General features: G+C 70.1%; 7 protein-coding genes and 1 pseudogene. 7 read left to right on the top strand and 1 reads right to left on the bottom strand.

Features of this window, described 5'->3' with window-relative positions:
* Positions 1–211, top strand: a pseudogene (locus AOZ49_RS03750) (iron dicitrate transport regulator FecR); the annotation flags it as partial.
* A 162-nt stretch (positions 212–373) separates the two neighbouring features.
* The gene (locus tag AOZ49_RS03745) at positions 374–2,752 is read left to right on the top strand and encodes a TonB-dependent receptor (RefSeq protein ID WP_369815770.1); all 2,379 of its coding nucleotides are present in this window, start codon (positions 374–376) and stop codon (positions 2,750–2,752) included.
* A gap of 24 nt (positions 2,753–2,776) precedes the next feature.
* Here the strand turns inward: AOZ49_RS03745 and AOZ49_RS03740 are convergent, their stop codons facing one another.
* Entirely contained in the window at positions 2,777–3,649 is an 873-nt protein-coding gene (locus tag AOZ49_RS03740) for a LysR substrate-binding domain-containing protein (RefSeq protein WP_054474363.1), read from the bottom strand.
* A gap of 130 nt (positions 3,650–3,779) precedes the next feature.
* On the opposite strand from AOZ49_RS03740, the gene AOZ49_RS03735 reads away from it, so the two are divergent.
* The 5 genes from AOZ49_RS03735 to AOZ49_RS03715 all read left to right on the top strand — a co-directional run.
* Positions 3,780–4,904: an agmatine deiminase family protein gene (locus tag AOZ49_RS03735; protein ID WP_054474362.1), complete on the top strand. Its 1,125-nt coding sequence runs from the start codon at positions 3,780–3,782 to the stop codon at positions 4,902–4,904.
* Between the two features lie 142 nt (positions 4,905–5,046).
* Positions 5,047–6,135, top strand: coding sequence for an NAD(P)/FAD-dependent oxidoreductase (locus AOZ49_RS03730; protein ID WP_197286694.1), 1,089 nt, complete (start codon positions 5,047–5,049; stop codon positions 6,133–6,135).
* 36 nt (positions 6,136–6,171) lie between these two features.
* On the top strand, positions 6,172–7,323 hold the full coding sequence (locus AOZ49_RS03725; protein WP_054474360.1) for an NAD(P)/FAD-dependent oxidoreductase: 1,152 nt from the start codon (positions 6,172–6,174) through the stop codon (positions 7,321–7,323).
* 41 nt (positions 7,324–7,364) lie between these two features.
* On the top strand, positions 7,365–8,984 hold the full coding sequence (locus tag AOZ49_RS03720; protein WP_054474359.1) for an ABC transporter substrate-binding protein: 1,620 nt from the start codon (positions 7,365–7,367) through the stop codon (positions 8,982–8,984).
* 6 nt (positions 8,985–8,990) lie between these two features.
* A partial coding sequence (locus AOZ49_RS03715; protein WP_082380300.1) for an ABC transporter permease occupies positions 8,991–9,903 on the top strand: 913 nt, incomplete at its 3' end.

The following is a 9,903-nucleotide window of genomic DNA, read 5'->3' as shown; positions in this document are numbered from 1 at the left end:
CTTCAGCAATACCGACCTGGCCAGCGCGGCGCGGGAAGTGTCGCGTTATCGCCAGCAGCCGATCGTGCTGGGGCCGGGCGTCGAGCATCTGACCGTGACCAGCGTGTTCCAGACCCGCGACACCGACGCCTTCCTGACAGCCTTGCCGCACATCCTGCCGGTGCGGGTGCGCCAGCTGCCCGACGGCCGCAGCGAAATCTCGGCGCGCTGACGCTGTTACAAAATAGTTGGCGCGGACATTCAGGTTTTTCCGCCGTATTGCGTCTTCTTCTTGATTCCGTGGGGCATGGGGCCTACCGAGAGCGGATCAGGAGCAGAAGCTGTGGTTCACAAGAAAATGGGACAAGGCGCGCCGGTGGGTGCGCGCCTGACGATGGCCGCGATGGCGGCATTGCTGGCGTTCGGCCCGGGGATGGCCAGCGCCCAGATGACGGCGCCCGTCGTCATCGACATGCCGGCGCAGTCGCTCGACCAGGCGCTCAAGCGGCTGGCCGAGACGCATGGGCTGCAGATCTTCTATGCGCCCCAGACCGTGGCCGGCATGCAGGCGCCGGCGCTGTCCGGATCCATGACGCCGCAACAGGCGCTGGCCGCGCTGCTGCAGGGCAAGCCGCTGCGGCTGCGGCAGGAAGGCTCGGCCACCATCATCGAACCCGAGGCGGCCGGCGCCGCCACCGTGCTGGCGCCGATCGAGGTCAGCGCTTCGCGCACGGCCAGCAACCTGGTGAGCCCGGTGCAGCAGACCATCGTGCTGGAGCGCAACGCCTTGCAGGAACTGCGCACCGGCTCGGACGGCCTGGCCACCGTGCTGGCCAAGACCGTGCCGGGCATGGCCGATTCCAGCCGCACCATGACCGACTACGGCCAGACGCTGCGCGGACGCGGCGTGCTGGTGCTGGTGGACGGCATTCCGCTGAACACCAACCGGGACTCGTCGCGCAACCTCGCCAACGTCGACCCGGCCACCATCGAGCGCGTCGAGGTGCTGCGCGGCAGCAGTTCGATCTATGGCGCCGGCGCCACGGGCGGCATCGTCTCCATCACCACGCGGCCGGCCGGCGGGGAACCGGTGGCCGAGACCACCGTGACCGCCGTCAGCCCGCTGAGCCGGCTGGGCGGCGACGGCCTGGGAGGCCAGCTGCAGCAGCATTTCGCCGGCAGCCAGGGCATGCTGGACTACGCGGTGGACCTGGGCGCGCGCCACAACGGCGCCTCCTATGACGCGCGCGGCCGCCGCATCGCGCCCGAGCCCAGCCAGGGCGACCTGTTCGATTCCAACATCTACAGCCTGGGCGGCAAGCTCGGCCTGCGGCTGGACGACAAGCAGCGCCTGCAACTGTCGGCCAGCTACTACAACGCCGACCAGCACTCCAACTACACCTCCGATCCCTCGGTCGGCCGGCTGCCGCCCGGCACGGCGCGCGCGCTGCCGATGAGCGGCCTGGACCTGGCGGACCAGAACCAGATCCGCAACACGCTGGTGAACCTGGAATACCAGCACCTGGACCTGCTGGGCAGCAAGGTCACGGCGCAGATGTACTACCGCGACTACTACACGCGCTTCACGCCGTTCGACGCGCGCGCCGTGGTCACGCGCGGCGGCAACGTCGACCAGGTCATGCAGAACAGCAAGGTGTTCGGCAGCCGGCTCACCATCGACACGCCGCTGGGCGAGCAATCGAAACTGCTGTGGGGCATGGACTTCAACCAGGAACGCAGCGACATGCCGATCGACGTGTTCGACGCGGCCGCCTACGACGCCAGCGGCGGCCGGGTGTTCCGCAAGACCGGCCGCCTGACCTACATGCCCGAGCTGACCTCGCGCAGCACCGGCATCTTCGGCCAGCTGGAGCACCGCTTCAACGAGCAATGGTCGGTGCAGGGCGGGGCGCGCTACGAGTACGCCACGGCCCGCTTCGGCGACTTCGTGCCGCTGTCGCAGTTGCGGGTGGCGTCGCCGGCCTCGGTGCAGGGCGGCTCGGTCAGCTACGACGCCTTCCTGTTCAATGCCGGCCTGACCTACGCGCCGGTCCGCGGCCAGGAGCTGTACGCCAACTTCAGCCAGGGCTTCCAGCTGCCGGACATCGGCGTGCAGATGCGCAACGCGCGGCCGGGCTTCGACATCGGCTCGTCCGACCTGCAGCCGGTCAAGACCAACAACTACGAGCTGGGCTGGCGCGGCGGGGTGGGCAACACGACCGCGTCGCTGGCGCTGTTCTACACCACCTCCAAGCTGGGCGATGTGCAGAGCTTCAATAACGGCCTGATCCTGACGCGCACCGAAGAGCGCATCCACGGCATCGAGGCGACGGTGGACTACCTGACCGACGACGAGAAGTGGGGCACGGGCGGCACGTTCACCTGGATGAAGGGGCGCGAGCGGCCCGACAACGGCCAATGGCGCGACATGACCGGCTACCGCATCCCGCCGCTCAAGCTCACCGCGTACCTGCAGTACCGGCCGAACGAGCGCTGGAACAACCGCATCCAGGCCAACTACTTCGGCGGCAAGGACTACCGGCTGGACGGCGTCGAAAGCTTCGGCCGCCGCGACGTGGGCAGCTACTTCACGGTGGACCTGATGAGCCGCTACCAGGTCACGCCGAAGGACACGCTGATCGTCGGCGTCGAGAACCTGTTCAACCGCGACTATTACCCGCTCTACAGCCAGCTGATGCGCACCAGCACCAATACCAGCCGCCTGCCGGCCCCGGGCACGGTGCTGACCCTGACCTACCAGCATCGCTGGTAGGCCGGACGAGCCCGGGCGCGGCGTTCAGCGCCAGGGCTGCCAGTCCACCCCCAGGTTCTCGCACAGCCAGGCGCAAAAGCCCGCGGCCAGCGCGTTGCGGCTGTCGCGGTGCACCAGCCAGCGCCAGGTCGGGCCGCGCACGGTCTGCGGCGTCATCGGCGCGAGCAGGCCGTCCTCGCACGCGCGCCGCGCCAGCAGCGCCGCCACCAGGGCGATGCCCAGGCCCTGGCTGGCGGCGTCCAGCAACTGCCCCGGATCCGAGAAGTTCAGGCCGCTGTCGCGCTGGCCGACGTCGGCGCCGCCCTGCATGCGCCAATAGCTCCAGTCCATCTCGCGTTCGCCGTGCAGGGTCACCCGCTGCGCCGGATCGGCCGCCAGCAGGCGCGGATGGCAGGCGGCGTACAGCCGGTCCTCGCACAGTACGCGGAAATCGCAATCGGCCTGCGGGCCGATATCGTCGCGCAAGGCGATGTCGATGGTCTGCGTCGCCATGTCCGGCGCCTCATCGCTGGTGTAGAGCCACAGATCGACCTCGGGATGGCGCTCATGGAACGCCTGCAGGCGCGGCACCAGCCAATGGCGCGCGAACGCCGGGCTGGTGTTGACGATCAGCTGGTTCGGCTTGCGGTACTGGTCCAGGCGGCGGATGCCCGTCGCCAGTTGCAGCAGCATCGCCTGGGTGGTGCCGAGCAGGTCGACGCCGGCGTCGGTCAGCGTCACGCTGCGCCCCTGGCGCAGGAACAGCGGCTGCTCCAGATAGGTTTCCAGGCTGCGGATCTGCTGGCTGATGGCCGACTGGGTCAGGTGCAGCTCGTCGGCGGCCTTGTGGAAACTGCCCAGCCGCGCCGCCGCCTCGAAGCCGCGCAACACATTCAACGGGGGCCATTGTTTAAGCATATTGATAAGTAAATCTAATCAGATGTCCGCTAAATATATCGCTTGTTGGCGGTGTCCAGCGCGCTCTACGATGCATTCATGGGTCGCAGGCCCGATTTTCCCCTCGTTTTCACACTGATTGGATTTGCTTATGTTTACCCGCCGCCTTTTCGTCAAACAGCTTTCCGCGCTCGCCGCGGGCCAGGCGCTTGCCGCCGCCGGCTTCGGGCTGGCCGCGGGCCCCGCGCGGGCGGGCACCGGCGGACAGTGGCGCATGCCCGACGAAGCCGATCGGCAGGCCCGGGCCTTCATCGCCTTCGGCGCGCAGCCGGCGATCTGGAAGGACTTCACGCCCGATGTGCAGGCCGCGCAGGGACGCATCGCGCGCGCCATCGCGCGCTACCAGCCCGTCACCGTGTTCTGCCGCGAGGCCGAGACGGCGCTGGCCCGGCGCCACTGCGGCGACGCCAACGTCACCTATCTGGCGGCCGAGCTCGACGACATCTGGATGCGCGACATCGGCGCCAACTTCCTGGTGAACGGACAGGGTGGCCTGACCGCGATGGACTTCAACTTCAACGGCTGGGGCGACAAGCAGCGGCACGCGGCCGACGCCTTGCTGGCCGGGCGGGCGGCCAGGGAGACGGGCGCACGCCACGTGCGCAGCGAGCTGGTGGGCGAGGGCGGCGGCATCGAGGTGGACGGCCGCGGCACCGGCATCATGACCGAAAGCTGCTGGGTCAACGACAACCGCAATCCGGGCTGGAGCCGCGCCGAGGTCGAGGAGGAACTCAAGTTCTGCCTGGGGCTGCGCAAGATCATCTGGCTGCCGGGCATCAAGGGCAAGGACATCACCGACGCCCACGTCGACTTCTACGCCCGCTTCGCGCGGCCCGGCGTGGTGGTCGCCAACCTGGAGGAGGATCCGGACTCGCACGACTATGACGTGACCCGCGCGCACCTGGAGATCCTGCGGTCCGCCACCGACGCCGACGGCAACCGGCTGCAGCTGCACACGCTGTCGCCGCCGCGCCGTCCCCGGGCCAGCGTCTACCAGGAAGACAACGACGATTTCGCCGCCGGCTACATCAACTACTTCGTCATCAACGGCGCCGTGATCGCGCCCGAGTTCGGCGATGCCCGCGCCGATGGCAAGGCGCGTGACCTGCTGCGCGCCTTGTATCCCGGCCGCGACGTGGTGCAGCTGGACATCGACGCGATCGCCTCGGGCGGCGGCGGGATCCACTGCGTGACGCATCAGTTGCCGGCGGTCTGAAACGCCTTCGCCACCGCGCGCGGAAAACCGATATTGATATACGTATTCCATCGTTGGCGCGCCACGGCTGCTTGCCCAGAATGGGTGGCAATCAAGTCGTGGTCGAAGGATGTGTTTGATGCCAGCGGTAAGGAAAGTCGTCGTGCTCGGTGCCGGCGTTTTGGGGTTGAGTGTCGCGGCCGAGCTGGCCGAGCGCGGGGCGCGGGTGGTGGTGGCCGCGCCGCCGCTGGATCACCGGACCGCGTCGCTGCGGTCGTATTCGTGGCTCAACGCGTTCGGCGCGGCGCCGGAAAGCTACCGGCGCCTGCGGCTGCTGTCGCTGGACCGCTACCGCACCCTGGCCGGACCCGGCGCGCCATGGCTGCGCTTTGACGGTTCGCTGACCTGGCGCGACGCCGACAAGCGGGAGCTGCTGCAGGCGCGCGCCGAGGCGCTGAGCCAGTCGGGCTATGGCAATACCTGGGTCGACGCCGATGCGGCGGCGCGGCTCGAACCCGCGCTGGACAGGGCCGCGCTTGACGGCCATGCGCTGGTGCACACGCCGGGCGAAGGCTGGGTCGACCTGCCCGAATACCTCCATGTCCTGCGCCGGCGCATCGCCGCGCGCGACGGCCAGTTCGTGACCCTGACGCAGCCGCCGCTGCTGCGCGTGGCCGGCGGCAAGATCACGGGCGTGCAGGTCGATAGCCGCACCTCGCTGGACGCCGACAGCGCGGTGCTGGCCGCCGGCGCGGGCACGCCCGCCTTGCTGCGGCAGGTGGGCATCGAGCTGCCGGCGCAGACCAATACCGCCTTGCTGGTGACGGCGCGGGCCAGCGGGGCGGCCCCCAAAGCCGTGCTGCGCGCGCCGGACATCGCGATCCGGCCGCGCGCCGATGGCCTGCTGGCGCTGCATGCCGATTGGGCCGACACCCGCGTCGCCGGCGACGACGAGCGCGGCTGGTCGGTCACGCCCGACGTGATCGACGCCGTCACCGCGGCGGCCGCGCGCTGGCTGGCCGGCCGTCCCGCCTTCACCGAGGTCCAGGCCGGCATCGGCCTGCGTCCCATCCCCGGCGACCAGCGAGCGGTGGCGGGCGAGGTCGCCGACATCGGCGGCCTGTCGGTGGCGTTCAGCCACAGCGCGGCCACGCTCGCGCCCATTCTTTCCGAACTGCTGGCCGCCGAGATCATCGACGGCACACCGTCGCCGCTGCTCGCCGACTTCCGGCCGGCGCGCTTCGCGGCCTGACGCGTCCCATTTCTCCGTACCTGTTCCTGGATCATCATGAGTGAAGTCTCGAGCGATTATGTCATCGTGGGCGCCGGCATTTTCGGCGCCTCGCTGGCCTGGACGCTGGCGCGCGCCGGCCATTCCGTCACCCTGCTGGAGCGCCATGCCGTCGCCAGCGGCGCCTCCGGCGGCCCCGGCCACCGCGGGGTGCGCGCCAACAACCGCGACCTGCGCGAACTGCCCCTGGCCGTGCGGGCGCTGCAAATATGGCCCACGCTGACCCGCGAACTCGGCGCCGACAGCGGCTTCGAGCCGCTGGGCGGCCTGAGCCTGGGCGAACTGGAGCGCGTGGGCGGCACGCACGGCCGCGTGACCCTGGAAGCGCGCGCCGCGGTGCAGAACGCCTTCGGCGCCCGCACCGAGATCCTGGACGCGGCCGGCGTGCGCGAGAAGCTGCCCCACGTCTCCGACAAGGTCATCTACGCGCTCTACAGCCCCAACGATGGCATCGCCGACCATACGGTCGCCACGCGCGCCTTCGCCTCGGCGGCCGTGACGCATGGCGCCACGCTGATCGAGGGCGCCGACGTGCGCCAGGTGCGCGCCGCCGGCGCGCAGCCCGCATCGGTGCGGCTGGCGGACGGGCGCGAATTCGCCGCCAGGCGCGCGGTGGTGCTGGCCGCCAACACGCAGGTGCCGAAGCTGCTGGTGGACGCCTTCGGGCTGCGGCTGCCGATCTGGTCGTTCAACCCGCAGGTGGCGCAACTGCGCGTGTCGCGCGAACTGAAGCTGGACTACCTGATCAACCACAGCAACCGCACGCTCTCCATCAAGCGCGCCGACGCCGACCACATCACCGTGACCGGCGGCGCCGTGGGCCGCTGGGACGATGCGACCGAGATCGGCAACACCGACCTGTCGACCCTCAGCGCCAGCCTGACGGCGTTGACGGCGACCTTTCCCATCACCGCGACCGACACCGTCGTGACCCGGCTGGACGCCAGCCGCGCGGACTCCAGCTCGGTCGACCAGATCCCGATCATCGACCAGGTGGCGGGCCAGGAGGGCGTGTACTACGCCACCGGCTGGAGCGGCCACGGGTTCGCCATCGCGCCCGCCGTGTCCGAAGCGGTGGCCGCCTGGCTCGCCAGCGGCAAGCGGCCCGCGGTCCTGGATCCGTTCGGCGCCGCGCGCTTCCGCCTGTAGGCGGTTCGCGGTTTCCTCCGACTCTCCCTGCAAGGTTCATCGTGTTCGCTACCTCCTTCATTCCGACCGCCGCGCCGCGCCGCCCGTCGCCGGTGGCCGCCATTGCGCTGGCGCTGGCCGGCCTGCTGGCCAGCGCCGCGGCGCAGGCCGCCGATCCCGCGCCGCGCGCCGGCGGCGCGCTGACGATCGCGCAAAGTTCCTTTCCGCCGTGCCTGGACCTGGCCCAGAGCGCGCGCGCCCAGAACGCCAGCCGCCAGGCGCTGGACGCCTTGCTGGACCAGGACAAGCGCACCGGCGAGGTGGTGCCGTGGCTGGCCACCCGCTGGACCTACCAGGACGAGGGCAAAACGCTGGTGCTGCGCCTGCGCGACGGCGTGACGTTCAGCAATGGCGAGCGTTTCGACGCCGCCAGCGTCAAGGCCAACTTCGATGCCCTGGCCGTGTACGCCAGGGAAGGGCGGGCGCCGCAGGCCTCCGGCTACCTGACCGGCTACCTGGGCGCCGACGTGATCGACCCGTTGACGGTGGCGCTGCGCTTCGACCATCCCAAGGCCGGCTTCCTGCAGGCCCTCACCGAAAAGACCCTGGCGCCGCTGGCGCCCGCCACGCTCGCCAAAACGCCGGAAGAACGCTGCCAGGGCGCGCTGATCGGGACCGGCCCGTTCGTGATCGCGCAGGTGGTCAAGAATGACCGCATCGTCCTCAAGCGCCGCGCCGACTACCAGTGGGCCTCGCCCAACGCCGAGCACCAGGGGCCGGCCTGGCTCGACCAGGTCACGTTCCAGACCGTGTCGGAAGGCAGCGTCCGGGTCGGCTCGCTGATCAGCCGCCAGGTGGGCGCGATCGAGGAAATCCCGACCGAGGACGTGCAGCGGGTCAAGGCCGCGGGCGCCAGCGTGGTCGCGCGCTCGGCCGGCGGCATCGGCATCACGCTGTACCCCAACATCGCCAGCCCGGTCCTGTCGCACCCCGAAGTGCGGCAGGCGCTGGTGATCGGCGTGAACCGCGCCGAGATCATCGAGGCGCTCTATACCGAATACGACAAGGCCTCCACCAGCGTGGTCTCGACCACGGTGCCGGGCTATGTCGACCTGTCGGCCAAGCTGGCCTATCGGCCCGACGCCGCGCGGGCGCTGCTGGAACGGGCGGGCTGGAAGGCCGGCAAGGACGGCATCCGCAGCCGCGACGGACAGCGTTTGCAGGTTGGCGTCACCTGGAGCTTTCCCGGCTACACGCCGACGCTGGAACTCATCAAGGAACAACTGGCCCGGATCGGCGTGGACCTGCGCCTGAACCTGCGCTCGGACGCCGAGATCGGCGGCGTGATCCGCTCGGGCAACTACGACCTGCGGCTGTCGGACCTGACTCGCCCCGATCCGGACGTGATCCTGGCCGCGTTCTCCAGCAAGTTCGGCCGCGGCCTGGGCGCGGCCGAGCCGGCGCTCGATGCCTTGCTCGACCAGCAGAGCGTGGCGGTGGACCCGGCCTGGCGCAAGGACCTGGTGGCGCAGGTGCAGAACCTGATCATCGACCAGGGCTACGCGGTGCCGATCAAGGAGAGCAATACCGTCTTCGCGGTGGCGCCCGACGTGCGCGGCCTGTGGCTGTCGACGCCGCGCTGGCCGGTGCTGCACGACACCTGGCTGGCGGCCGCCCGGTAAGCCAGCATGCGCCGCTACCTGCTGTCGCGCCTGGGGCAGGCGGTCTTCGTGGTGTGGGCCGCGTTCTCGGTGTCGTTCCTGATCCTCTACGTGCTGCCGGGCGATCCGGTGGCCATCATGCTGGATGCGCGCGGCGAGGGCGTGCTGGCCGACCCGGCGCAGGTGGCGCAGATGCGCAGCCGCTTCGGGCTGGACCAGCCGATCCTGGCGCAGTACGTCAACGGCCTGGGCCGGGCGCTGCGCGGCGATTTCGGCATCTCGATCGAGAACGGCCACGACGTCGCCACGACAGTGCTGCGGGCCTTGCCCCAGACCCTGGCGCTGGCCGCGCTGGCGCTGCTGATCTCATTGGTCCTGGGACTGGCGGTGGCGCTGGCGGCGACCTATACGCGCCGGCCCTGGCTGGCCGAACTGCTGCTGTGCCTGCCGCCGCTGGGCGTCAGCATCCCGTCGTTCTGGATCGGGCTGGTGCTGTTGCAGTGCTTTTCCTTCGGCTGGCCGTTCCTGCCGGCGACCGGCAACGCCGGCTTCGCCTCGCTGGTGCTGCCCGCCCTGACGCTGGCGATTCCCACCGGCGCCGCGATCGCCCAGGTATTGGCCAAGAGCCTGTCGGCCGCGCTGCGGCAGGGCTACATCGACACCGCCTACGCCAAGGGCGCGTCGCGCCGCCGGGTGCATCTGCGGCACGCCTTGCGCAACGCCGCCATTCCCGCGCTGACGCTGGTCGGCATGAGCGCCGGCCACCTGCTGGGTGGATCGGTCGTCACCGAAACCGTGTTCTCGCGCGCCGGCATCGGCCGCCTGACCCAGATCGCGGTGCAGGCGCAGGACATTCCCATGGTGCAGGGCCTGGTAGTGCTGTCGACGCTGGTCTATGTGGTGGTGAACCTGGCGGTGGACCTGCTGTACCCCTTGTTCG

This window comes from Achromobacter sp. 2789STDY5608615 (assembly GCF_001298995.1).
GTDB lineage: Bacteria > Pseudomonadota > Gammaproteobacteria > Burkholderiales > Burkholderiaceae_B > Achromobacter > Achromobacter insuavis.
The sequence above is the reverse complement of the archived record's forward strand: the minus strand, read 5'-3'. Positions and strand labels throughout refer to the sequence as shown.